This is a genomic window from Stenotrophomonas sp. NA06056 (assembly GCF_013364355.1).
Taxonomy (GTDB): domain Bacteria; phylum Pseudomonadota; class Gammaproteobacteria; order Xanthomonadales; family Xanthomonadaceae; genus Stenotrophomonas.
Genome location: NZ_CP054931.1, coordinates 4374442 through 4399076, shown reverse-complemented (window position 1 = coordinate 4399076; position 24635 = coordinate 4374442). Strand labels below are relative to the sequence as shown.

Genomic DNA, 24635 nt, shown 5'->3' with positions numbered 1-24635 from the left:
TCAGTGCCCGTGCTCGGCTTCGCCCTTGGCCAGTTCGGCCTTGAGCAGGAACGCGTTGGTGCCGACGATGCGTTCGCTGCCGCTCAGGCCACCGAGGATCTCGATGCGGTCGCCGGCGCGTCGGCCGGCCAGCACCGGTTGCACCTTGAAGCCGCCCTCGACGGCGACGAATACCGCGCTGCTGCCATCCACGTTCTGCACGGCATCGGCCGGCACGCTCAACGCGCCATCCTTGCCGTCGGTGACCACTACTGCAGACACCGGCGAACCAGCTGGCGGCAATGCGGCATTGACCGGCGTGGCACGGATTACCGCTACGCCGCCCTGCTGACGCACATCGGCGGCCGAACCGGTGACGGTGGCACTGAAGCTGCCGCCCGGCACGCTCACTTCCAGCGTCATGCCCGGGCTGACCTGCGCGGCCAGCGCCGGCGGTGCGGTGAACACCAGCTCGTTCATCGACGGATCGGCGACGTCGGCCACCGGGCTGCCGGCCGCCACCACGCCACCCGGCGTGACCTGCACGTTGCCGACGATGCCGGCCACCGGGCTGGTGATGCGCACGCGGCCGCTGCTGTCGGGTGAACCGTTGGCGGCGGCCTGTGCCTGTGCGGCCGCGGCCTGCGCCTGCGCCGCCAGCGAGCGCGCGCGTGAGGTTTCCAGTTCCTGGCGGGCGACCACGCCCTGCTCGACCAGCGCCTTGTCGCGGCCATGGGCCAGGCGCGCCGCCTCGGCTTCCGCAGCGGCGGCAACCGCATTGGCGCGGAACACCGCCGCTTCGCCGCTGACCACGATCGCCAGCGCCTGGTTCTGCTTCACTGCGGTGCCGGGTGCGACCAGCACGCGCTCCACACGCCCGGTCACGGTGGAGGCGACCGATGCACGCGCACCGATCGAAGGTTCGACCCGGCCGGACAGCCGCGTCGAACCGCCGCCGCCGCGGCCGACGGCGACCACGTCGATGCCGGAAGCCTTGATCTGCTCGGGCGTCAGCTGCACCACGCCTTCGTCAGCGTCGGGCACCTTGCGTGTTTCGGCCTTGGCTTCGGTACTGTCAGCGGCGTGGCCATGGCCATCGTCGGCTGCTGCCTTGCGGGCGGCATCCGATGCGTCCGGGTTCTGTGCGTTGCCGGAGCAGCCAGCCAGCACTACGGTCAGCAGCAGGCCACCAACCAGGGGGAAAGAACGGGACAGGTTCATCGGGCCTCCACAAAAGGTGCGCGCCCTTCGAGGCGGGCGAGATCGATTTCCGCGCCGACGCGCGACAAGCGCGCGTCCACGGCGGTGCCGCGGGCGGCGATGAGTGCACTGCGGGTGCTGCGCAGCTCCAGCTGCGAGATGCGTCCGGCGTCGAAGCCGACGCGGGCCAGGCGATAGGCTTCCTCGGCCGCGACCACGCTTTCGTCGGCGGCGCGGGTACGGCTGCCGGCGGCCTTCAGGCCTGCCACCGCCGACAACCGTTCCGCTTCGCTGTCGCGACGCTGCTGGTCCAGCCGTGCCTCGGCCGCGCGCTGTTCGGCACTGGCGGCGCGGATGCCACCACGGTTGCGGTCGAACAGCGGAATCGAGAGGCTGACGCCGAGCGTGTAGGCCTGCTCGCGGTCCTCGCGGAAACGCGTCTGTGCGGCCGTGACGCTGAGGTCGGGCAGGGCACGCTTGCGCTCCACATCGACCAGGCGACCGGCCGCATCCACCTCGGCTTCGGCGACACGCACGGCCAGTGCTACATCGGTGGCGCCACGCGGTGCAGGCGGTGCGCGGTCGAGCAGGCTGTTGTCGATGGTCTGCACCGGTGTATCCAGCAGGGCGGCACCGGCCAGGCGGGCCAGTGCGGCATCGCGGAAGGCTTGCGCCTCATCCAGCGCGGCGCTGGCATTGGCCACTTCGCTTTGTGCCTGCACGGCGCGCAACTGTGGCTCGCGCCCGTGCTTGACCATGGCGTTGACTGCCGCCGCGTCGTCGCGGGTGAGGGTCAGCGCTTCGTCGGCCAGGCTGTAGCGACGCAGGGCGCTTTCCGCCTGTGCGTAGATCGCCGCCAACTGGCTGGCGACATCGCTGCGGCTCTGCGAACCGCGCAGGGCAGCGGCCTGTGCCTCGGCGCGGGCCGCGCGGACGCGCGCGCCACGCTGGCCCCAGACCTCCAGCGGCTGGGACAGGGTAAGCACGGTGTCGGCCCTGCCCATGCCGCCGTAGGAGCCGGTGCCCCAGGCATTCTCGGCCGAGTAGGACAGGGAGGGGTTGGGCAGCGCCCGGGCCTGGTCGGCGCGGGCGTCGGCCGCCTCGGCCAATGCCGCGCCGACACGCGTGCCTGGCAGCTGGTCGAGACGTTCCAGAAGGGTGTCATACGAAGGTGCGGCTTGTGCGGCGACCTGTGCGGCGGGCATCAGGCCCAGCAGCACGGCGACGACCAGCCCGGTCGCGCGCGGCGACCGACGTGTCAGGATCGACATAGGGGGATTCCGGTTGTGAGTGAAACGGGAGCCCGCGATTGCGGGACGCGCTCAACTCACGCCCGGGGAGGACGTGCCAGTTCGTCCTGGGCGACGGCATAGGTCGCCGCGTCGCCTGCATTCATCCAGCGCGCCGGTTGCGGCGTGCCAAAGGCGGCGAAGGTGCTTGCCGGCAGGCTCAGGTTGGAGTGGTGGCAGTGGTTATGGCTGCAGGCACCGGTGTGCTTGCCGTCGTTGTCACTGCCACTTTCACCGTCGGGCTCTTCGGCAGCCGACTCCACATGCACCACCGTGCTGTCATGTGGTTCCACCGCACACGCCAGAACATCGGCCACCGGCACGACCACGAATGCCGCCATCAGCAGCATCAGCAGGTACGAACGAAGGTGGCGGGCGATCCGGCGCATGGAGGGGAGGCTAGCAAGCGGTTTTCGGTGGATACAATATCAATGGCCACCTCGGGAATTCGTCGGAACCTGCCGTTCAGGTGCGCGGCGCACGGCACTGCTGCTCTGGTAGGTGTCGACCTTGGTCGGCACGCCTTTGGGGTCGGACACCGGGATGCGCGTCTGTAGAGCCGAGCCCACGCTCGGCTGCTTTCGCACGACCAGCCGAGCATGGGCTCGGCTCTACAGCAACGGTCAGGGCAGCTTCGCGATCACCTTGATCTCGAACTGGAACCCATACAGCCAGGTCACGCCGATACCAGTCAGGGTCGGGTGCGGTGCTTCGCCCCAGTACTCGGGCACGATGGCCCAGGCTTTTTCGAAGTTGGTTTCCGGGTCGACCAGGAACACGGTTACGTCGACCACGTCGTCGAACGTGCAGCCGGCCGCGGCCAGCACCGCGTTGAGGTTGTCGAAGGCGCGACGCACCTGGGCTTCGAAGTCGGGCTCGGGCGAGCCGTCCTCGCGACTGCCGACCTGGCCGGAGACGAACAGAAAGCCATTGGATCGGATTGCAGGCGAGTAGCGGTTGCGCTCGTACAGCGCCTGCCGGCCGGCGGGAAAGACGACATCACGATGGGACATAGGACAGATTCCAGAGGCGAGCGCACCATCCTCCCCGCCGCAGCTGTCTGGATAAACCGCGACGATGCGCCTAGATTAATTGGGAATTACAAACAATCAGGGTCGCTGACATGGATCGCTTCGAGGCGATGCGGGCTTTTGCCCGGGTGGTGGAGACCGGCAGCTTCACCCGCGCCGCGCATACCCTGCAGCTCAGCCGCACCACGGTCACCCAGCTGGTGCAACAGCTGGAGGCGCGTCTGCAGTTGCGGCTGCTCAACCGGACTACGCGCCGGGTCAGCGTCACCGCCGATGGCGCGGCGTACTACCCGCGCATCGTGCGTCTGCTGGCCGAGCTGGAAGAGGTGGAGGGTGGGCTGGGCGATGCCGCCGCCCAACCGCGCGGTCGCCTGCGCATCGATGTTCCCGGCCCGTTCGCACGGCTGCTGCTGGTGCCGGCGGTGCCCGGCTTCCAGGCGCGCTACCCGGAGATCCAGCTGGAGGTGGGGGTCAGCGACCGCGAGGTCGATGTGATCGCCGACAACGTCGACTGCGTGATCCGTGGCGGTACCCCGGCCGACCCGGCGCTGGTGGCGCGACCGTTGGCGAGCCTGCCGATCGGCTTCCATGCCAGCCCAAGCTATGTGCAGCAGTTCGGCGCGCCGCAACACCCGCGCGCGCTGGAAGGGCCGGACCACCACACGGTCGGTTTCCTCAGCCCGCGCAGTGGCCGCGCCCGCGTTTTCACCGCGCAGCGTGGCGCCGAGCGCATCGAAGTGCAGGGCCGCTACACGCTGGGCTTCGATGACGGCAACGCCTATCTGGCGGCGGGACTGGCCGGCCTCGGCGTGGTCGCGCTGCCCAGCTACATGGCCGCACCGCACGTGGCACGCGGCGAGCTGCTGCCCGTGCTGCACGATTGGCAGCTGCCGCCGATGCCGATGCACGTGATGTTCCCGCCGAACCGGCACATGAGCCAGCGGCTGCGGGTGTTCATTGATTGGGTGGTGGAGGCGCTGGGGTGATGCACACACATCCGTAGAGCCGAGCTCACGCTCGGCTGTTTCCGGCGGCGGCATCACAAAGCCTGCGCTACGCGCGTCAGCCGAGCGTGGGCTCGGCTCTACAGGCATGCGAAAATCACCCCAGCACGCAACAGGAAACACAGTCACGCATGAGTCGCATCGTCGCACTGGATACCGAAACCACCGGCATCTCGCATCGTCTGGGCCACCGGGTGATTGAAATCGGAGCGGTGGAGCTGATCGATGGACAGCTCAGCGGCCGCCAGTTCCACACTTACCTGCAGCCGCAGCGCAAAGTGGACTGGGGTGCGCAGCGCGTGCACGGCATCAGCGATGCGATGCTGGTGGGCAAGCCGCTGTTTGCCAACAAAGCCGCCGAGCTGCTGGAGTTCCTGCGTGGCAGCGAGATGATTGCGCACAACGCGACCTTCGATGTTGGCTTCATCGACAACGAGCTGCGCCTGGCCGGCATCGCTGGCACGCTGGCTCAGCACTGCCGCATCACCTGCAGCCTGAAGCTGGCCCGCAACCGTTGGCCGGGTATGCCCAACAAGCTCGACGATGTGCTGCAGCGACTGCGAATTCCCGGCACCCGCGGCCTGCACGGTGCCTTGAAGGACGCGCACCTGCTGGCCCAGGTGGTGCCGCACCTGCGCTGAGCCGGCCCGGTCGCTGTTGCAGAGCCGAGCCGATGCTCGGCTGCTTCGTCCCCGAATGACTGAGCCGAGCGTGGGCTATGCCGGTCGTCCTGACCGTCACCCTATGGGCCGTCGCAAACGACGTTGGCAGCGGCTCCTGCCGCTACCTTCGGCTCTACAGGGAGCCCCGTCGCCGTGTTCAGCCTTGCCCTGTGGGTAAGTTGCCCAAGGTCTTGATTGCGTGCATAATGCGCGGCTCGCTGTGTCCGGTTTCGTGCCGGGCGGCGCCCCCGGGAGCACGTCCCCGGCCGCCCAACGCCAGCGTAACCCTTTGATTCTCTTGACGTGTGGTGGGCAACCATCGAGGCCGCCGTCTCCCGGGCTACGGGCTGACACAATTAACTATCGAGGTGCGCAATGTCCCGCGTATGCCAGGTTTCCGGCAAGCGAGTGCAGACGGGTAACAACGTCTCGCACGCCAACAACAAGACCCGTCGTCGTTTCCTGCCCAACCTGCACGAGCGCCGCTTCTGGGTTGCCAGCGAAAACCGCTGGGTGAAGCTTCGTGTTTCCGCGCATGCACTGCGCACCATCGACAAGAACGGCATCGATTCCGTTCTGGCTGAGCTGCGTGCGCGCGGCGAAAAGGTCTGAGGAGTAGACGATCATGGCAGGCAAGCGCGATAAGGTCCGTATGATTTCGACCGCCGGTACCGGTCACTTCTACACGACCGACAAGAACAAGAAGAACACCCCGGGGAAGATGGAATTCTCCAAGTACGATCCGGTCGTGCGCAAGCACGTCCCGTACAAGGAAGGCAAGATCAAGTAATCCGCAAGGATTGTTGATGGCCTCCGAAGAAACCCGCCCTCGTGGCGGGTTTTTTCATGCCCCCGCCCCCGGTAGGTGCCGACCGTTGGTCGGCACGCTTTACGCGGCTCGACTCCACCCACCCCGCTGGGCAGAATGACCCATCACCCTCCCGACGGGCGCGCCTGATGCTGTTCGAGTGGTTGCTGGGTTCGTATCTGCTGCTGATCGACTGGCTGATCCGGCTGGTGGCGCTGTGCTGGATCCCCACCCGCACCACGCCCGGCGCGGCGCGCAGCTGGCTGCTGCTGGTCGGCTTCGTGCCGCTGCTGGGCCTGCCGCTCTACCTGCTGTTCGGACATCCGTGGCTGTCACGCGAACGCATCCGCCGGCAAGCGGAGGCCTCGCAGGTCATCCGCGAAGAACAAGCGCTGCAGCGCCGCCTGCGCTGGACGCCGCAGGCCGACTCGGCCAGCGCCGAGGTGGTGCCGCTGGTGCAGCGCCAGGGCGATTTCATGCCGGTACATGGCAACGCGGTCGACCTGCTGACCGACTACGACGAATCCCTGCACAACCTGATCGCCGACATCGACCAGGCCCAGGACCGGGTGCACCTGCTGTACTACCTGATGTTCGATGACACGGTGGGCGATGCCATCGTCGAAGCCCTGCAGCGTGCCGCCGCGCGCGGCGTGCAGTGCCGCGTGCTGCTGGATGCGGTGGGCGCCAAGCGCGGCCTGCGTGCGTACAGCAAGCGGCTGCGGTCACGTGACGTCGAAGTGCGCGCGATGCTGCCCGGCGGCCTGCGCTGGCGCCGCAGCGGACGCATGGACCTGCGCAACCATCGCAAGATCGCCGTGATCGACAACGAAGTGGGCTACGTCGGTTCGCAGAACCTGGCGCGGCCTGAATTCGTTGCGGGGCACCCCAACCGCGAACTGGTGGCGCGCGTACGCGGGCCAGCAGTGGCGCACCTGGAGGCGGTGTTCGCCAGCGACTGGTACATCGAAACCGGGCAGCGCCTGGACGTCATCGCCGATGTGCCGGTGTGCAGCGAGGACATCGCCACCCAGCTGCTGCCCAGCGGCCCGGCGTACCCCTACAGCAACGCGCGCGATGCGGTGGCCGCGCTGATCCATCTTGCCCGGCGCCGGCTGGTGATGGTGACGCCGTACTTCGTGCCCGACGAAGCAACGCTGAGTGCACTGCGCATCGCCGCACTGTCCGGCGTGCAGGTGCAGTTGATATTGTCGGCCAGCAACAACCAGCGGCTGACCTCGTGGGCACAGGAGGCCTACTACGACGAGCTGCTGCGCTGCGGGGTGCAGATCGCGCTGTACGAGCCGCAGTTCCTGCATGCCAAGCACATGAGCGTGGACGAGGACATCGCCGTGCTCGGCTCGATCAACATGGATATCCGCTCGTTCGCGCTGAATGCCGAAATCGGCCTGATCTGCTACGACCGTCAACTGGTCACGCAGCTGATCGCCATCGAGGACGACTATCTGCGCCAGTCGCGCCTGCTGGACCTGGAACAATGGCGCAAGCGCCCCGCGTGGCTGCGCAGCCGCGAAGGCATCGCGCGCTTGGCCGATGCCTTGATGTAGGCCGGCGCCAGCCCGGCAGGGCCGATGGCCTACAATCGGCGCATGACTGATTCACCGCGTAATGGCGAACTGGACCTGGCGATCATCGGTGGTGGTGCAGCCGGGGTGCTGGTAGCGATCCAGATGCTGCGCCAGGCTCAGGCCCCACTGACGCTGGCCATCTTCGAACCCGCCTCGCAGCTGGCACAGGGCATCGCTTATGCCACGCCATGGCCGGAGCATCTGCTGAACGTACCGGCGGCGAAGATGAGCGCCTTCCCCGACCAGCCTGGCGACTTCCTCGATTACCTGCAGGCGGCCAACGCCTACCCGGGTGAGGCGCGCGAGGTGCTGGGCGAACGTTACGTGTGCCGCCATTACTTCGCCGCCTATCTGCAGCAACGCCTGCGCGAGGCCGAAGCGACCAGCGCGGCGCGGTTGCAGGTCATCACCCAACCGGTGCTGGCGCTGCATGCCGATGACCACGGTTACCAACTGCAACTGGGCGATGGCCAAACGCTGCATGCGGCGCAGGCGGTGATCGCCACCGGCAACAGCATGCGGCCGCTGCCGGTGGACGGCGCCGACACGCTGCCCGCCGATGACGTGGTCGAAGCCTGGGATTACGACGGCGTGCGCACGCTGGCTGGCAGCCATGCACTGGCCATCGTCGGCTCCGGGCTGAGCATGGCGGACACCGTGCTGGCGCTGGTGGCTGCGGGTCACAGCGGGCCGCTGCACGTGATCTCGCGCCATGGCCTGCTGCCGTTGCCGCATGCGCACGGTGGCCTGCCGACATTCGACCCGCAGGACCTGCTGCCGATGACCCTGCGCCAGCGCCTGCGTGCACTGCGCCAGCACGCACGGCAGGCACAGGCCGACGGCATCCCGTGGCAGGGCGTGATGGATCGCATCCGCCCGCATGGGCAAGCGCTCTGGTGCAGCCTGGACGAAGCCGACCAGCGTCGCTTCCTGCGCCACGTGGTGCGCTACTGGGATGTACACCGCCACCGCATCGCTGAACCGGTGGCCGAGCAGTTGCAGGCGCTGCAGGCCAGCGGCCAGTTGCGCGTTCACCGCGCCCGCCTGCAACGCGTGTGGCGCGACGGGGACGCTCTGTGGCTGTCGGGCCGCGAGGCGGGCGGCGGCAATGTGCAGTGGACGATCGGCGCGGTGGTCAATGCCACGGGCGTGGAAACCCGCGCCTCGACGCTGCGCAACCCCTTGCTGCAGCAGCTGCAGGCCGATGGCCTGGCCCGTCCCGGCCCACATGGGCTGGGCTTGGACAGCAGTGTGCCGGGCGACCGGTTGTGCGCAGCGGGCGGCCAGCCGCAGGCGCGTCTGGGGGTGCTCGGCAGCCTGCGCATCGGCAACCTATGGGAAAGCCTGGCGGTGCCTGAACTGCGTCAGCAGGCACAGGCACTGGCCGCGCAGGTGGTCGCAGGAGCTGCGACGTCGATGCCGTAAAATGGAGGCATGGATGTCTCCCACTTGCTTGATGGCCTGAACCCGGCCCAGCGCGAAGCCGTCTCCGCTCCCCTCGGTCACCACCTGGTGCTGGCCGGTGCCGGGTCGGGCAAGACGCGCGTACTCACCCACCGCATTGCCTGGCTGCACGAAGTCGAAGGCGTGCCGACCCATGGCATTTTCGCGGTGACCTTCACCAACAAGGCTGCCGGCGAGATGCGCCATCGCATCGACGCGCAGCTGCCGCACGGCAGCCGCGGCATGTGGATCGGCACCTTCCACGGCCTGGCCAACCGCCTGCTGCGCCTGCACTGGCAGGACGCCAAGCTGCCCGAAAGCTTCCAGGTGATGGATTCGGACGACCAGCTGCGGCTGGTCAAGCGCGTGGTACAGGCGCTGGAGCTGGATGACGGCAAGTATCCACCCAAGCAGATTGCCTGGTGGATCAACGCGCAGAAGGATGAGGGCCGCCGCCCGCAGCACATCCAGCCCGAGCCGAACGACGCGTGGCTGGAAACCATGCGCCAAGCCTATGCCGAGTACCAGGCGCGCTGTGACCGCGCCGGCCTGGTCGACTTCGCCGAGCTGCTGCTGCGCGCGCACGAACTGCTGCGCGACAACCCGCCGTTGCTGTCGCATTACCGCGCGCGGTTCCGCGAGATCCTGGTGGACGAATTCCAGGATACCAACGCCATCCAGTACGCCTTCGTGCGCGTGCTGGCCGGGCACGAGGGCCACGTGTTCGTGGTCGGCGACGATGACCAGGCCATCTATGGCTGGCGCGGCGCCAAGGTCGAGAACGTGCAGGGCTTCCTGCGCGATTTCCCGGGCGCGCAGACCATCCGCCTGGAACAGAACTACCGTTCCACCGCCAACATCCTCAACGCCGCCAACGCGGTGATCGCGCACAACCCGGACCGCATCGGCAAGCAGCTGTGGACCGACAGTGGTGACGGCGAGCCGATCGACCTGTACGCGGCGTACAACGAGATGGACGAGGCGCGCTACATCGTCGAGCGCGCGCGGCAGTGGGTGCGCGACGGTGGCAGCTACACCGAAGTGGCCGTGCTCTACCGCAGCAACGCGCAGTCGCGCGCGCTGGAAGAGGCGCTGCTGAGCGAACAGGTGCCGTACCGCGTATACGGCGGCATGCGCTTCTTCGAGCGCGCCGAAGTGAAGGATGCGCTGGCCTACCTGCGCCTGTTGTCCAACCGCAACGACGACGCTGCATTCGAGCGCGCGGTGAACACGCCCACGCGGGGCATCGGTGACCGCACGCTGGACGAAGTGCGTCGCGAGGCACGCGCCCAGGGCATTTCGCTGTGGGAAGCCACCATGCTGGTGACGCAGGGCAGTGCACTGGCGGCGCGTGCCCGCAACGCGCTGGCCGGCTTCCTGGTGCTGGTGAACGAACTGCAGGCACAGACCCTGCAGATGACCCTGGCCGAGCGCGTGGACCATGTCCTGGTGCGCTCGCAGCTGCGCGAGCACTGGAGCAAGGAAAGCCGCAACGCGCTGGATTCGGAATCGCGCACCGACAACCTCGACGAACTGGTGTCGGTGGCCTCGCGCTTCGTGCGCCGTGCCGACGACATCGAGGAAGTGGGCGAGGACATGGACGAGCTGGTCGCGTTCCTGGCCTATGCCGCGCTGGAAGCAGGTGAAGGCCAGGCGCAGGCGGGCGAGGAAGGCGTGCAGCTGATGACCCTGCACTCGGCCAAGGGCCTGGAATTCCCGATGGTGTTCCTGGCCGGCGTGGAAGAGGGCCTGTTCCCCAGCGCACGGTCGCTGGAGGAAAGCGGACGGCTGGAGGAAGAGCGCCGCCTGGCCTACGTCGGCATCACCCGTGCGCGACAGAAGCTGGTGCTGAGCTACGCCGAATCGCGGCGCATCCACGGCCAGGACAACTACAGCCTGCCGTCGCGCTTCCTGCGCGAGATCCCGCGCGAGCTGCTGCACGAAGTACGGCCGAAGGTGCAGGTCTCACGACCGGCCTCGATGGGCGCCAGCCGGGTGATGGGCCACGCCGCCATCGAAGCGCCGCCGATCAAGCTGGGCGCGCTGGTCAACCATCCCAAGTTCGGCGAAGGCATGGTGACCGACTACGAAGGCAGCGGCGCCCATGCACGCGTGCAGATCGAGTTCGCCGACGCCGGCAGCAAGTGGCTGGTGATGGCGTATGCCAACCTGACGGTGATCTGATCACCGTCGGGGGGCGCCGGGACACCTGTATCGCCGAAGGTAGCGGCAGGAGCCGCTGCCAACGTCGCTTGCGACGGCCCGAAGGGTGCCGGTCAGGACGACCGGCATAGCCATGCTCGGCTGCTTCTGGCGGGAAAGAGCAGCCGAGCATGGGCTCGGCTCTACAACAGCGGTCGGCTATCAGCCGGTGGTGAACGTCTCGACGGCTGCCACCAACCGTGCGCGGTCCATCGCTTCTTCATCCTGGCGGTTGCGGATCAACACGTAGTGGCCCTCCGCCGGCGAAAGCACTTCGATCACCTCGCCCCGGTAGTTGGTGATCTCGATGAAGCCGTCGCCTACGCCGCTCAAATTGTCGATTTCCGCCAGAAGTACCCGCAGCGGAACGAGGGCGCCGGACTCGTCCGTGCCGCCACCGGTGCGGGGATTGTCGAAGTACACGCTGACCTTGGGTTGCACGGTTCTGTCCCACTCGTAGACCGGAACGACATGCGTCGTGGCCAGCCGGAACTCGTCTGCTGATTCCTCGCCGCTGAACTCGCACCGGAAGATCGGCAGGCACAGGAACAGGTTCGCACGACCCCCGATCTGGTTGAGGAACCCGTGATACGTGCTGGGCACCGCCATTGCGTGGGTGAACCCATAGGCGTTGGCCGGAATCTCGAAGACTGTTGGTCTGTCGTGGGGCATCCTGGCTGGTGCCTCCAGTGCCATGCTGGAGGCGAATTCCGGGTCGTTGATGTTCTTTGAGACGACCACGAGATCCTGGCTATCGGTGATCCTCAGGCAGCAATGAAGATCGAATGTCGCCACGGGGTACTTGGCGAAGTAGCAGCCGTGGACCTCGGTAACCTCGCCGAACTCCTGCAGCAGGTCGTCTTTGGTGATCATGGGCGTGTCCAGGGGGGCGATTGCCCATGATCGCTGATGGAGCCTGCGGCGGCCATGCAACCTCGTTGAAGGCACTGCGCAGAGTCAGGGCCCTCTCCGATGGAAAACGGATCCCACCCCCATTACGCTGCGGCCATGACCCGCAACGTGCTCTTCCTCTGCAGCCAGAACCGCCTGCGCAGCCCCACGGCCGAGCAGGTATTCGCCGATTGGCCGGGCGTCGAGACCGCCTCGGCCGGGCTGCTCGCCGACGCCGAGGAGATCCTCAGCCCCGAACTGCTGCAGTGGGCCGACCTGGTGTTCGTGATGGAGCGGGCGCATCGCAACCGCCTCTCCAGCCGCTACAAACCGTGGCTGAAGGGCAAGCGGGTGATCTGCCTGGATATCCCGGACGATTACGAGTACATGGACCCGGTGCTGGTGGAACTGCTGAAACGGAAAGTGCCGCCGTTCCTGCGCTGAGCTTGGGTGAGGTAGAGCCGAGCCCATGCTCGGCTGCTTCTGGTGGGAAAAGCAGCCGAGCATGGGCTCGGCTCTACAATAGGCCCCACATCTTCCAGGAACGCGCCCTCATGACCGAGCCCACGCTGCATGTCACCGTGAAATTGAACGCCAAGCTGCAGCCCGAGCATCGCCATGAGCTGTTCGAGGATCCGCTCGATGCGCTGCTGCAGGCCGCCGAGCTGGGCGGGATCACCGGTGGTGGTACCGCGACGTCCGATGAAGGTGAAGTCGAATACGGCGACATCGAAGTGGCACTGGTTGATGTCGCGGGCGTGCCGAAGCTGGTCGACCTGCTGGAGCAGCTGGGTGCACCGAAGGGTTCGCAGGTACAGGGCGCAGGCGAGGCCGATCGCAGCTTCGGCGTGACCGAGGGCCTGGGCATCTACCTCGATGGCCTGACCTTGCCGGACGAGGTGTACGAGCAGTGTGATTCGAACCATGTGTTCGAGCAGCTGTCCGAGCGCATCGATGGTCTGGGCGAGATCTGCAGCTGGTGGCAGGGGCCGAGCGAGACCGCGCTGTACATGTATGGCCAGTCATTCGAAGCGATGCGTGATGCAATCGCTGAATTCGTCGACAGCTACCCGCTGTGCCAGAACGCACGCGTGGTGCAGATCGCCTGAAGCTGAGGTTCCGGGTGGAGCCGGCCAGCGGCCGGCACTACCGGAGCGCGGTCAGCGTGCCGGCGGAGCGGCCGCGGCCTGCTGCGCGTTGTCTGCCTTGGCCAGTGATTTGCCGAACTGGTAACCACCCACGAGCAGGATAAAGGCAGCGGCGCAGGCCAGCACGATGATCAGGCCGGTCTTGGAGGTCGAGCGGGGACGGTCCTGCATGGGAAATCTCCGGTCAGGTGGGTGGTTGCAGCCGGAGCATGCGCCGTGGCCGGTGCACGCGCAAGCTGTGCCGGCGCGTTACCGGGCCGGACCCCGCACCTGCTCCCAGTCCAGCCCGAACCTGGCCAGATACTTGCGCAGGCGGTCGGCGTCGTTGGTGCTGGCACGCTGCGTGCGCGAGACCGCGAACAGCTCGCGACCCGCAGCAGACAGCGACTTCGAACGCGCACAGACCCGCACCACTTCTTCCAGCTGCACGCGATCAAAGCGGTCCAGCGTGTCCACTGCATCGCCCAACAGTGTATCCAGCGGTGACGGCGCATCGCCGCCGCGCCACTGCGCCTGCAACCGCGCGATCTCGTCCTCCACGCCCTCGATCTGGATGCGCCCGGCACTCGCTAGTGTGGCCAGGCGCATGATCGACGCGCCCAGGTCGCGGAAGTTGCCGCGCCACGTGGCTTCCGTGCTGGTGGCGAACGCGAGATAGCGCGTGCGTGCCTCGACGTTGAACCGAACCCGCGCGTGCTGGTCCTGCGACCAGCGTTCCAGCTCGAACTCGATGTTCGGTTCGATGTCTTCCATGCGCTGGGCCAGGCCCGGCAGGCGGTAGGTCCACAGGTTGAGGCGCGCCAGCAGGTCTTCGCGGAAGCGGCCTTCCAGCACCGACTGCTGCAGATCGCGGTTGGTGCCGGCGATCAGCTGGAAGTCGCTTTCCACTTCACGGTCGCTGCCTACCGGCAGGAAGCGCTTTTCTTCCAGCGCCCGCAGCAGCATCGCCTGTTCGTCCTGGCCGAGTTCGCCGATCTCGTCCAGGAACAGCAGGCCCTGGTGGGCTGAGCGCAGGAGGCCGGCACGGTCGCTGGAAGCACCGGTATAGGCGCCCTTGGTATGGCCGAACAGGGTGCTCATCGCACCGTCGCCGCGCAGCGTCGCGCAATTCACCTCGACGAAGCGACCCGGCAACTGGTGCTTGAGCTTCTTCAGCTCGAACACACGCTTGGCCAGCTGGCTCTTGCCTGCACCGGTCGGCCCCATCAGCAGCATCGGCGCGCGCGAGCGCGTGGCCACTGTTTCGATCTGTTCGATCATGCGGTTGAAGGCGGCGTTGCGGGTGGCGATGCCGCCCTTCAGCAGGTCGCGGTCCTGCAGTTGCTGCTGGGCGAAACGCTGCGCGATGTGGTCGTAACGCGATAGATCAAGGTCGATGACCGCGTACGTGCCGGCGGCGCCGTCCTGCTTGCGCGGCGGCGAGGTCTGCAACAGCCGCCCGGGAAAATGCCGGCTCTCGGTCAGCAGGAACCAGCAGATCTGCGCGACATGCGTGCCGGTGGTGATATGGACGTAGTAGTCCTCTTCCTCAGGCTGGAACGGATAGCTGGCGAGGAAGTCGTGCAGGGTGGCGTAGACCCCCTCGAATTCCCACGGATCTGCCAGGTAGGTGTCGTGGCGCTGCACGCTGACGCCCGGCGCCGCCTGCACCAGGTCCTCGCAGACCACGCGCGCCAGCTTGCTGTAGCGGCGCTCATCCAGCAGCAGTTCGATGCGGTCGGGCAGGAAATCCTCATGCATGCCCAGCGACACCGTGGGGCGCCACTTCTGCCAACGGCCCGGGCCTTCGCCCGCGTCGAGCTGGGTGCCAAGCATGCCGAAGACCACCTGTCGACGCGCCATATCCAATCCTATAAATGATGCGCAGAGAATATATATCTTTTCGCAACGGTTCGCTGGTCAAAGCCGCTCGATTCACAAGAAATTTCATGAAAATCAATTGCATGGGTGCTTCGAGGAAAAGTTGGCACGGCCATTGCTCTATACCCAGCAAGACACGACGCGGGCTGTTCCCGCCGAGGACATCAGCATGGCCAACCTTTCGCTTTTCTCCTGGATGCGTACGCCGCAGCCGCCGCAGGCAGACACCGTCAATGAAGCCGGTGGCCTGGCCTACCGCCGCGACCCGCGTGCAGCGCTGGCGCTGTATGCGGCCACCGGGTGCCTGAACAACACCTTCTACAGCGACGCCGAGGCGCAGCTGCAGCAGGTGTTGGCGCTGACCGCGCAGGTCGAGCCGCGCTTCATCGCCCGCACTGCGCTGTACGCCCGCCAGGTCGCACACATGAAGGACATGCCGGCACTGCTGCTGGCGGTGCTGAGCCTGCGCGACCCGGAGGCATTCGCCCTGGTGTTCCCGCGGGTGATCGACAACGGCCGCCAGCTGCGCACGTTCGTGCAGATCATGCGCAGTGGCCAGGTGGGGCGCCGCTCGCTGGGCTCGCTGCCCAAGCGCAGGGTGCGCGAGTGGATCCAGCAGGCGTCGGCGGAAACGCTGGTGCGCGCGGCGATCGGCCAGCAGCCCTCGCTGGCCGATGTGATCCGCATGGTGCACCCGAAGCCGGCCAACGCCGAGCGCAAGGCGTTGTATGCGTGGATCATCGGTCGTCCCTACGACGAGGCGCAGCTGCCGACGGTCGTGCAGGCCTACGAAGCGTTCAAGCGTGACCCGCGCGGGCTGCCGCCGGACCTGCCGTTCCAGTACTACAGCACGCTGCCGCTGGATGCGGCGCAGTGGTCGGCACTGGCCCGCAATGCATCGTGGCAGTCGATGCGGATGAACCTCAACACGTTCGCCCGCAATGGCGTGTTCGATGATCCGGCGATGGTGCAGGTAATCGCAGATCGCTTGCGTGATCCGCAGCAGGTGCGTCGTGCCCGAGTGTTGCCCTACCAGCTGCTGATGGCCTTCCACGCGGGTGCTGGCTTGCCGTCGCCGATCCTGGAAGCGCTGCAGGATGCGATGGAGATCGCCACGGCGTCGGCACCGGCATTGCCGGGGCGGGTGGTGGTGGCGGTGGACGTGTCCGGTTCCATGCAGTCGCCGGTGACCGGCTATCGCAAGGGCGCCAGCACCGCGGCACGCTGTGTGGACGTGGCGGCGCTGGTTGCAGCCTGCGTGTTGCGCGGGCAGCCACAGGCCAAGGTATTGCCGTTCGATACCGAGGTGCGCCACGTGCGGTTGAACCCGCGCGACAGCGTGATGACGCTGGCCCGCCAGCTGGCGATCAACGGTGGCGGTACGTCGGTCAGCGCACCGCTGCAGTACCTCAACCTGAAGCGCGAGCCGGTGGACCTGGTGGTGATGGTGTCGGACAACGAGAGTTGGCGTGACACCCGCACCGGCGGCCAGACGGCCACGATGCTGCAGTGGGATGCACTGAAGCGTCGCTGCCCACAGGCGCGGCTGGTGTGCATCGACCTGCAGCCGGTGGCCAGCAGCCAGACCGTGCAGCGCGGCGACGTGCTGCACATCGGAGGCTTCAGCGATGCGGTGTTCGACCTGATCGCGCAGTACGCCGCTGCGGCCGAGGACGGCAGCAGCTGGGTCCAGCGCATCCAGGACATGGCGTTGTAAGGCGGCAAGGATGTCGCCACGGACCGCCCGGCTGGCAATGGGGCCAGCCGGGCAGGGCCAGGAATTCGTTCTTGCGGTGAATGCTGGTGGAACTACATTGGTTGTCCCTTCGGGGTCGGGTTCGAGTCCCGCGTTTCCTGCCTGTCGTGAGGAAGCAGACGTTCCACTTCCCTTGTCACCGCACCTTTTCAAACGGCACCGGCAACGGCGCCACCGATTCACCGCCGGCAGCGCGAATGCCGGAGGAACTACAGCCTCTTAAGCTCCAGGTCGCGGGTTCGACTCCCGCCTGCCGCGGCAACGCGGCGGTAGCTCAGTGGTAGAGCAGGATGTTCCTCCAGATTCTTGTCGTGCTGCCGGCACCTTCGCTTTCGTTGCGCGGGGAATGCAGGTGGAACTACATCGGAAGCCCTTCGGGGTCGGGTTCAAGTCCCGGCCGTCCTCTGCGGCAACGCAGGCGACGGAATGTTCCACCACCTTTGTCACCGCACCTTTTTTGTTTTTGCTTTGGATGAAAGGAAACATCACCATGACCACTCTCAATTACGACGTGATCCAGCAGCCGGGTGCTGCACCGATCAAGCTGTGGACCCGCGGCGTGCCGCTGGAAGACCAGGCGCGCGAGCAGCTGCAGAACATCGCCAGGCTGCCCTTCATCCACAAGTGGATCTCGGTGATGCCCGACGTGCATCTGGGCAAGGGCGCTACCGTGGGTTCGGTAGTGCCGACCATTGGCGCGATCATTCCTGCGGCAGTGGGCGTGGACATCGGCTGCGGCATGATCGCGGTGCGCACCACGCTGGTTGCCAGCGACCTGCCGGACAACCTGTCGGCCGTGCGCAGCGCGATCGAGCGGGCGGTGCCGCATGGCCGCAGCGTGACCCGCGGTGGCCGCGACAAGGGCAGCTGGGACACGCCGCCCGAGCTGGCGGTGGAGGGCTGGGCGCAGCTGGTGGATGACTTCGCAGTGATCTGCGAGCGTCACCCGCGCCTGAAGAACACCAACAACCTCAAGCACCTGGGGACGCTGGGTACCGGCAACCACTTCGTCGAGGTCTGCCTGGACCAGGAGCAGCGTGTGTGGTTCATGCTGCACTCCGGTTCGCGTGGCGTGGGCAATGCCATCGGCACCTACTTCATCGAGCTGGCCAAGCAGGAAATGCGTCGCTGGATGATCAACCTGCCCGACCAGGACCTGGCCTACCTGCCCGAGGGCAGCCAGCACTACGGTGACTACGTGTTCGCGGTGGACTGGGCGCAGCGTTTCGCACGCATGAACCGCGAGGTGATGATGCGCAATGTGGTGGCCGCAGTGCGCACGGTGATCAGCAAGCCATTCGAGGCGGAGGCCGAGGCGGTGAACTGCCACCACAACTACGTGAACCGCGAGACCCACTTCGGCAAGGACGTGATGCTGACCCGCAAGGGCGCGGTGAGTGCACGCAAGGGCGAGCTGGGCATCATTCCCGGCAGCATGGGCGCCAAGAGCTTCATCGTGCGCGGGCTGGGCAACGAGGACAGCTTCCACAGCTGCAGCCACGGTGCCGGCCGCGTGATGAGCCGTACCCAGGCGCGCAAGCTGATCACGGTGGATGACCACGCCAAGGCCACCGCGCACGTGGAATGCCGCAAGGATGCGGAGGTGGTGGATGAATCGCCGGCGGCCTACAAGCCGATCGAGGCGGTAATGGAGGCCCAGCGCGATCTGGTCGAGATCGTGCACACGCTGCGCCAGGTGGTGTGCGTGAAGGGGTGAGGCAACCCGTGCGCGGCGTACACTGCGCCGCGCACGGCAGCAAGGCCCGGCATCGAAACAACGGGCACGGAGGAACAGACAGATGGACATGATCGAACTGGATGGCGGGCACGGTGGCGGACAGCTGCTGCGCTCGGCACTGACATTGAGCCTGTGCACCGGTACAGGCTTCACGCTGCAGAACATCCGCGCGATCCGGCGCAAGCCGGGATTGATGCGCCAGCACCTGACCGCGGTCAACGCCGCGGCGCGGGTCGGCAACGCATGTGTGCACGGTGCAGAACTGGGCGCAACCTCACTGCGCTTCGAGCCGGGTGTGGTGAGTGCTGGCGACTATCATTTCGCGACCGGCAGCAGCGGCTCGGCAACGCTGGTGCTGCAGACCGTGCTGCCGGCACTGTGGCGCGCGCCGGGGCCGTCGCAGCTGCGCCTGGAAGGAGGTACCCACAATCCGCTGGCACCCAGCGCTGACTTCATCGCCGAAAGCTATCTGCCGGCGCTGGGCCGGATGGGCGTGCAGGCGTCGATGCAGCTGCTGCAGCACGGCTTCCATCCGGCGGGCGGTGGCGTGATGGAGGTGCAGGTGCAGCCGTGCACGGCGTTGCAGCCGCCGTCGCTGGAGGTGCGTGCGCCGTTGCAGGCGGTCGAGGCACAGGTGTTGATGTCGGGCCTGTCCAGTGGCATCGGCCTGCGCGAACTGCAGGTACTGGCGCAGACGCTGGGCGTGGACCCGCACCCGCGCAACGTGCAGTCGATACGGCCGGCGCTGGGGCCGGGCAACGTCGCACTGGTGCGCGTGCGGCATGGCGACCACGTGGAGGTGTTCAGTGGGCACGGCGAGCGCAGTGTCTCGGCCGAGCAGGTTGGCGCGCGCCTGGCCGCGCAGGTGAAGCAGTATCTGGACGGTGATGGTGCTGTTGGCGAGTACCTGTCCGACCAGTTGCTGCTGCCGATGGCGCTGGCGGGCGGCGGCGCGTTCACCACCCATGTGCTCAGCGATCATCTGGTCAGCAATGCGCGATTGATCGAGAAGTTCCTGCCGGTGGAATTCGACTGGCAACCCCACGAGGGCGGCTGGCGGATCACGGTGCAGGCCTAAGTGCCCACCGGGCATGGCCCGGCGCTACCGGAGCATCCCTGCCGCCTGTCGATCCTGGGCACGTCGCGCCGGGCGATGCCCGGCCGCGCATCGGCCGACCATGCCAGGCTGCGCAGGCATCGCTGCGCGCTGCCGGATTGATCCTGCGCAAGGCGCGATCTCCACATCGGGTGTGTAATGGTGTCGTTCCTACTGGGTAGATCACCGCGGAGCCCCACCATGTACAAGCGCATCCTGATCGCCACCGATGGTTCGGAGCTGGCCGACAAGGGCCTGGCCAAGGGCCTGGAGCTGGCCAAGGACCTCAATGCCGAGGTCGACATCGTCACCGTTTCCGAGCCGTGGGCCGTCGGCATGTACGACGCCATGGGCTGGAGCGTGGGCTACATGAACAGCCCGGAATACAAGGCCGACCGCGAGGAAGGCGCGCAGAAGGTGCTGCAGCCTGCCCTGGCCAAGGCGGCCGAGCAGGGCATCACCGCCAATCCGGTGCATGTACTGGACCGCTATGCGGCCGACGGCATCATCGAGACGGCGGGCCAGCGCAACAGCGACCTGATCGTGATGACCTCGCACGGCCGCCGCGGCGTCACCCGCGTGCTGCTGGGCAGCCAGACCGCCGAAGTGCTGGCGCGCAGCACGCTGCCGGTGCTGGTCATCCGCTGATACACAAGCGTTCCCGGGGAGGGGACCCGACGCCGGCCGCAGGATGCGCGCCGGCGTTGTTTTTTTTCGGTGGCCCGAAGAGCATCCACGCATGGCGTGGATCTACTGCAGTTCACCGCCAACGGTTCACGCCATGCGTGGAAGGACCACCGCAACACCCAGTAGATCCACGCCATGCGTGGATAGGGCCACCGCATGCCCAGTAGATCCACGCCATGCGTGGATAGGGCCACCGCATGCTTAGTAGATCCACGCCATGCGTGGATGGAATGCACCTACCGCAACCGAATCACCAGCTGTACAGCTTCCAGTACACCGGCGACACGCCGTCCTTGTCGTTGTCGAAGCGGCCATCGCCGTTCTTGTCGTACATGTAGAACGGGGCACCGCGTGCGGGGGTCACCTTGACCATGCGCAGCTGGCCGGACACCCGGTACTCCTCGATGGTGTCACCGTTGTCCATCGTGCGCTTGGAGACATCGGCGCCCTTGACGTCCACCGGGGGAGCACCCGCACCGCCCAGGCTGGCGCAGCCAGCAAGCAGGAGCAGGGAAGCCAGCATCAGGGTCTTCATCGGCGGGGCCTTTGCCTGGAAAGAGCCGTGATTATGCCCCAACGCCGCGTCGCTGCCGTGTCGCCGCGATGCAGGAACAGGCGCGTAGAATCGGCACATGAGCAGATTAGTCCTGATCGACGGGTCCAGTTACCTGTACCGCGCGTTCCACGCGCTGCCGCCCCTGTCCAATGCACAGGGTGAGCCCACCGGCGCGCTGTTCGGCGTGGTCAACATGCTGCGCTCGACGCTGAAGGAGCGCCCGGCCTACGTCGCGTTCGTCGTCGATGCCCCCGGCAAGACCTTCCGTGACGACCTGTACGACCAGTACAAGGCCAACCGCCCGCCGATGCCCGATGAACTGCGCAGCCAGGTCGAGCCGATGTGCCGCATCGTCGAAGCGCTGGGCATCAGCATCCTGCGCATCGACGGCGTGGAAGCCGACGATGTGATCGGCACCCTCGCCCTGCAGGGCGTGGCCCAGGACCTGAAGGTCACCATCTCGACCGGCGACAAGGATTTCGCCCAGCTGGTCCGACCGGGCATCGAACTGGTCAACACCATGACCGGCAGCCGCATGGATTCGGATGCAGCGGTGATGGACAAGTTCGGCGTGCGTGCCGACCAGATCATCGACCTGCTGGCGCTGATGGGCGACACCGTGGACAACGTGCCCGGGGTGGAGAAGTGCGGTCCGAAGACGGCCGCCAAGTGGCTGGCCGAATACCAGGATCTGGACGGGGTGATCGCGGCCGCGCCGACCATGAAGGGCAAGATCGGCGAGAACCTGCGCGCCGCGCTGGATCGCCTGCCGCTGAACAAGGAACTGGTGACCATCCGCACCGACGTTGCCTTGGACGCCAGCCCGACCACGCTGGCCCTGCGTGACCCGGATGTGCCCACGCTGGGCGAGCTGTACCTGCGTTACGGCTTCACCCAGGCATTGAAGGAGCTGGGCGGTCCGATTGCAGCACCAGCGCAGGTCAGCGAGGCCACCCCGAGCCTGCGTGGCACCGCGGCCGGTTTCGCCCGTGGCAGCGCCGAAGCGCCGCCGGCGGGCGAGCTCGATCCGGCGCTGTCGGCGCCCGGCGAGTACGAGACCGTGCTGACCGCCGAGCAGTTGCAGGCCTGGGTGGCGCGGGTGCAGCAGGCCGATCTGATCAGCTTCGATACCGAGACCGATGCGCTGGATGCGATGCGCGCGCGGCTGGTAGGCATCAGCCTGGCGGTGGAGCCGGGCAAGGCCGCTTACATCCCGGTCGGCCATGACTATCCGGGCGCGCCGGCACAGCTGCCGCTGGCGCAGGTGCTCGATGCGCTGCGGCCGGTGCTGCAGGATCCGGCGAAGAAGAAGCTGGGCCAGCATGGCAAGTACGACCTGCACGTACTGCGCCGCCATGGCGTGGACGTGCAGGGCTACCACGACGACACGATGCTTGAGAGCTTCGTGCTCAATTCCACCGCCACCCGTCACGACATGGATTCGTTGGCCCTGCGTTACCTGGGCTACAACACCATCAAGTTCGAGGAGGTGGCAGGCAAGGGCGCCAAGCAGATCTCGTTCTCGCAGGTGGGCATCGACGAGGCGAGCCGCTACGCCGCCGAAGACGCCGACATCACCCTGCGCCTGCACCACGCGCTGCAGCCGCAGCTGCTGGCCGAACCGACCCTGGAGAGCGTGTACCGCAGCATCGAGATGCCGCTGGTGCCGGTGCTGGCCAGCATCGAGGCCAATGGCGTGCGGATCGACACCGACGAACTGCGCCGGCAGAGCCAGGACCTGTCCTCGCGCATGCTGGCCGCGCAGCAGAAGGCCACCGAACTGGCCGGGCGCAGCTTCAACCTGGATTCGCCCAAGCAGCTGCAGGCGGTGCTGTTTGACGAGTTGAAGCTGCCGGCGGTGGTGAAGACCCCCAAGGGCCAGCCCAGTACCAATGAAGAGGCGCTGGAGGCGATTGCCGAGCAGCACGAGCTGCCGCGGGTGATCCTCGACTACCGCGGCCTGGCCAAGCTGCGCAGCACCTACACCGACAAGCTGCCCGAGATGGTCAACCCGGACACCGGCCGGGTGCATACCAGCTACCACCAGTCGGGCGCTGCCACCGGCCGCCTGTCCTCGTCCGATCCGAACCTGCAGAACATCCCGATCCGCACCGAGGATGGTCGCCGCATCCGCCGCGCATTCATCGCCCCGGAAGGATTCCAGCTGCTGGCGGCCGATTACTCGCAGATCGAGCTGCGGATCATGGCCCACCTGTCCGGAGACCCAGGCCTGGTGCGCGCCTTCGAGCAGGGCGCCGATGTGCACCGTGCCACTGCCGCCGAGGTGTTCGGCCGCACCCTGGAAGAAGTGACCAGCAACGAGCGTCGCGCGGCCAAGGCGATCAACTTCGGCCTGATGTACGGCATGAGCGCGTTCGGGCTGGCCCGCAACCTCGGCATCGACCGAGGCCAGGCGCAGGACTACGTGGCGCTGTACTTCAGCCGCTATCCGGGCGTGCGCGACTTCATGGAGCGCATGCGAGAGCAGGCCCGGGAGCAGGGCTACGTGGAGACCCTGTTCGGCCGCCGCCTGTACCTGAACGACATTCATGCACGTAACCAGGGCCTGCGTGCCGGCGCTGAACGTGCGGCGATCAATGCGCCGATGCAGGGCACGGCCGCCGACATCATCAAGCGCGCCATGGTTGCGGTGGACCAGTGGCTGCGCGACAGCGGCGCTCCGGCGCGGATGATCCTGCAGGTGCACGATGAACTGGTATTCGAAGCCGAGACCGGGTTCATTGAAGAGCTGCGCAGCAATGTGGTGCAGCACATGTCGCAAGCTGCACAATTGCGGGTGCCGTTGGTCGTTGATACGGGTACGGGCAGCAACTGGGATGAGGCGCACTGAGTCGCATTCAGGCCGAAAACGCCGTGAATTCGTTCATTTGCGTGATGTTCCTGACTCGAACATGAATGTTTCGGTGGTGGTGGCTTATTAAATTGGGCCCCTTCACGAACCATTAGTGTTCGGAGTGCTTCTATTACTCCCAACAGGCGCAACGCCTGTTATGGATCTCTCCCATCCCCTGGAGCAGATCTCGGAACGGGGGCTCCTCCCCAAGCGCCCGTTCCCCGGCCCCGTTGACCTCCCCCTGGTCAGCGGGGCTTTTTATTTATGCGCTGCTGCGCCACGCTGGGCCATCGCTCAGCAGGGGAACCCGCAATGCCCGATCTGTTCGCCCTGGCAATGCCGTGGTGGGAGTTCATCCTGCGCGCGGTGGTGGTCTACGCGGTCGTATTGGGCATGGTCCGGCTCAGTGGCAAGCGCGCCCTGGGACAGATCACGCCGTTCGATGTGCTGCTGATCGTGTTGCTCGGCAACGCGGTGCAGAACGCGCTGCTGGGCACCGATACTTCCCTGGGCGGCGGCCTGCTGTTGGCTGCCACACTGATCCTGCTGAACTATGGCGTGGGCTGGATCACCGCCCGCAGCCACCGCATGGAACGGCTGATCGAGGGCGAACCGGTGGTGATCGCACGCAACGGCAAGCTCTTCGACAGGGTGCTGCGACGTGAGCTGGTCAGTCGCGCCGATTTTGATGTCGCCATGCGCCAGCAGAGCTGCATCGGTGTGGAAGAGGTGGAACTGGCACTGCTGGAAACCAACGGCCACATCACCATCATTCCCCGCCGCAAGGACGGGTAAGCGCGGTGGTGGATGTCGAGCAGGCTCGATGCCTGCAAGAACCCACA

The 24635-nt window shown here is 66.7% G+C and carries 23 protein-coding genes; 15 read left to right on the top strand and 8 right to left on the bottom strand.

The features are described from left to right. The 4 genes from HUT07_RS19905 to HUT07_RS19890 form a co-directional block, all read right to left on the bottom strand. Nucleotides 1-1200: an efflux RND transporter periplasmic adaptor subunit gene (locus HUT07_RS19905; protein ID WP_176022375.1), complete on the bottom strand. Its 1200-nt coding sequence runs from the start codon at nucleotides 1198-1200 to the stop codon at nucleotides 1-3. Next, nucleotides 1197-2450 (bottom strand): TolC family protein, encoded by a 1254-nt coding sequence (locus HUT07_RS19900; protein ID WP_176022374.1) that lies wholly within the window; start codon nucleotides 2448-2450, stop codon nucleotides 1197-1199. Before HUT07_RS19900 ends, HUT07_RS19905 begins: the two co-directional genes overlap by 4 nt. A 56-nt stretch (nucleotides 2451-2506) precedes the next feature. Next, nucleotides 2507-2857: a hypothetical protein gene (locus tag HUT07_RS19895; protein ID WP_176022373.1), complete on the bottom strand. Its 351-nt coding sequence runs from the start codon at nucleotides 2855-2857 to the stop codon at nucleotides 2507-2509. A gap of 234 nt (nucleotides 2858-3091) precedes the next feature. After that, on the bottom strand, nucleotides 3092-3481 hold the full coding sequence (locus tag HUT07_RS19890; RefSeq protein ID WP_176022372.1) for a RidA family protein: 390 nt from the start codon (nucleotides 3479-3481) through the stop codon (nucleotides 3092-3094). A 110-nt stretch (nucleotides 3482-3591) separates the two neighbouring features. On the opposite strand from HUT07_RS19890, the gene HUT07_RS19885 reads away from it, so the two are divergent. The 7 genes from HUT07_RS19885 (at nucleotide 3592) to uvrD (ending at nucleotide 11189) form a co-directional block, all read left to right on the top strand. Beyond that, on the top strand, nucleotides 3592-4485 hold the full coding sequence (locus HUT07_RS19885; RefSeq protein WP_176022371.1) for a LysR family transcriptional regulator: 894 nt from the start codon (nucleotides 3592-3594) through the stop codon (nucleotides 4483-4485). A 149-nt stretch (nucleotides 4486-4634) separates the two neighbouring features. Next, entirely contained in the window at nucleotides 4635-5144 is a 510-nt protein-coding gene (gene dnaQ / locus HUT07_RS19880; RefSeq protein ID WP_176022370.1) for a DNA polymerase III subunit epsilon, read from the top strand. Between the two features lie 396 nt (nucleotides 5145-5540). After that, nucleotides 5541-5777 carry a 50S ribosomal protein L28 gene (gene rpmB / locus HUT07_RS19875; protein WP_005411638.1) on the top strand — a complete coding sequence of 79 codons (237 nt, stop codon included), beginning with the start codon at nucleotides 5541-5543 and terminating at the stop codon, nucleotides 5775-5777. A 10-nt stretch (nucleotides 5778-5787) separates the two neighbouring features. Next, a complete protein-coding gene (rpmG, locus tag HUT07_RS19870; RefSeq protein WP_170272460.1) occupies nucleotides 5788-5955 on the top strand; it encodes a 50S ribosomal protein L33 in 168 nt (55 codons plus the stop codon). A 167-nt stretch (nucleotides 5956-6122) separates the two neighbouring features. Then, complete coding sequence (gene cls / locus HUT07_RS19865) at nucleotides 6123-7541, top strand: cardiolipin synthase (RefSeq protein WP_176022369.1); 1419 nt, start codon at nucleotides 6123-6125, stop codon at nucleotides 7539-7541. Between the two features lie 24 nt (nucleotides 7542-7565). Further along, nucleotides 7566-8987 carry an FAD/NAD(P)-binding protein gene (locus HUT07_RS19860; RefSeq protein WP_176022368.1) on the top strand — a complete coding sequence of 474 codons (1422 nt, stop codon included), beginning with the start codon at nucleotides 7566-7568 and terminating at the stop codon, nucleotides 8985-8987. 9 nt (nucleotides 8988-8996) lie between these two features. Then, nucleotides 8997-11189, top strand: a complete 2193-nt coding sequence (uvrD, locus tag HUT07_RS19855; protein WP_176022367.1) for a DNA helicase II — start codon at nucleotides 8997-8999, stop codon at nucleotides 11187-11189. Between the two features lie 180 nt (nucleotides 11190-11369). Here the strand turns inward: uvrD and HUT07_RS19850 are convergent, their stop codons facing one another. After that, nucleotides 11370-12080: a hypothetical protein gene (locus tag HUT07_RS19850; protein WP_176022366.1), complete on the bottom strand. Its 711-nt coding sequence runs from the start codon at nucleotides 12078-12080 to the stop codon at nucleotides 11370-11372. 135 nt (nucleotides 12081-12215) lie between these two features. On the opposite strand from HUT07_RS19850, the gene HUT07_RS19845 reads away from it, so the two are divergent. After that, on the top strand, nucleotides 12216-12542 hold the full coding sequence (locus tag HUT07_RS19845; RefSeq protein WP_176022365.1) for a low molecular weight protein tyrosine phosphatase family protein: 327 nt from the start codon (nucleotides 12216-12218) through the stop codon (nucleotides 12540-12542). Between the two features lie 110 nt (nucleotides 12543-12652). Beyond that, nucleotides 12653-13207, top strand: a complete 555-nt coding sequence (locus HUT07_RS19840; protein WP_176022364.1) for a hypothetical protein — start codon at nucleotides 12653-12655, stop codon at nucleotides 13205-13207. A 51-nt stretch (nucleotides 13208-13258) separates the two neighbouring features. Here HUT07_RS19840 and HUT07_RS19835 read toward each other — a convergent pair whose 3' ends face one another. Continuing rightward, nucleotides 13259-13417, bottom strand: a complete 159-nt coding sequence (locus HUT07_RS19835; RefSeq protein ID WP_176022363.1) for a hypothetical protein — start codon at nucleotides 13415-13417, stop codon at nucleotides 13259-13261. A gap of 78 nt (nucleotides 13418-13495) precedes the next feature. Beyond that, nucleotides 13496-15088 carry an RNA repair transcriptional activator RtcR gene (gene rtcR, locus HUT07_RS19830; protein ID WP_176022362.1) on the bottom strand — a complete coding sequence of 531 codons (1593 nt, stop codon included), beginning with the start codon at nucleotides 15086-15088 and terminating at the stop codon, nucleotides 13496-13498. Nucleotides 15089-15275: 187 nt separating this feature from the next. On the opposite strand from rtcR, the gene HUT07_RS19825 reads away from it, so the two are divergent. From HUT07_RS19825 to HUT07_RS19810, 4 genes are all read left to right on the top strand, one after another. Next, nucleotides 15276-16823, top strand: coding sequence for an RNA-binding protein (locus tag HUT07_RS19825; protein ID WP_176022361.1), 1548 nt, complete (start codon nucleotides 15276-15278; stop codon nucleotides 16821-16823). Between the two features lie 529 nt (nucleotides 16824-17352). After that, on the top strand, nucleotides 17353-18579 hold the full coding sequence (locus HUT07_RS19820) for an RtcB family protein (RefSeq protein WP_176022360.1): 1227 nt from the start codon (nucleotides 17353-17355) through the stop codon (nucleotides 18577-18579). An 82-nt stretch (nucleotides 18580-18661) separates the two neighbouring features. Then, nucleotides 18662-19678, top strand: coding sequence for an RNA 3'-terminal phosphate cyclase (gene rtcA / locus HUT07_RS19815; protein WP_176022359.1), 1017 nt, complete (start codon nucleotides 18662-18664; stop codon nucleotides 19676-19678). A 219-nt stretch (nucleotides 19679-19897) separates the two neighbouring features. Further along, the gene (locus tag HUT07_RS19810) at nucleotides 19898-20344 is read left to right on the top strand and encodes a universal stress protein (protein WP_025878044.1); all 447 of its coding nucleotides are present in this window, start codon (nucleotides 19898-19900) and stop codon (nucleotides 20342-20344) included. Nucleotides 20345-20633: 289 nt separating this feature from the next. Here the strand turns inward: HUT07_RS19810 and HUT07_RS19805 are convergent, their stop codons facing one another. Further along, the gene (locus HUT07_RS19805) at nucleotides 20634-20918 is read right to left on the bottom strand and encodes a DUF2782 domain-containing protein (RefSeq protein ID WP_176022358.1); all 285 of its coding nucleotides are present in this window, start codon (nucleotides 20916-20918) and stop codon (nucleotides 20634-20636) included. A 97-nt stretch (nucleotides 20919-21015) separates the two neighbouring features. Here HUT07_RS19805 and polA point away from each other — a divergent pair, with 97 nt between their 5' ends. After that, complete coding sequence (gene polA / locus HUT07_RS19800) at nucleotides 21016-23790, top strand: DNA polymerase I (RefSeq protein ID WP_176022357.1); 2775 nt, start codon at nucleotides 21016-21018, stop codon at nucleotides 23788-23790. A 315-nt stretch (nucleotides 23791-24105) separates the two neighbouring features. After that, entirely contained in the window at nucleotides 24106-24588 is a 483-nt protein-coding gene (locus HUT07_RS19795; protein ID WP_176022356.1) for a YetF domain-containing protein, read from the top strand. The last annotated feature ends 47 nt before the right edge of the window (nucleotides 24589-24635 follow it).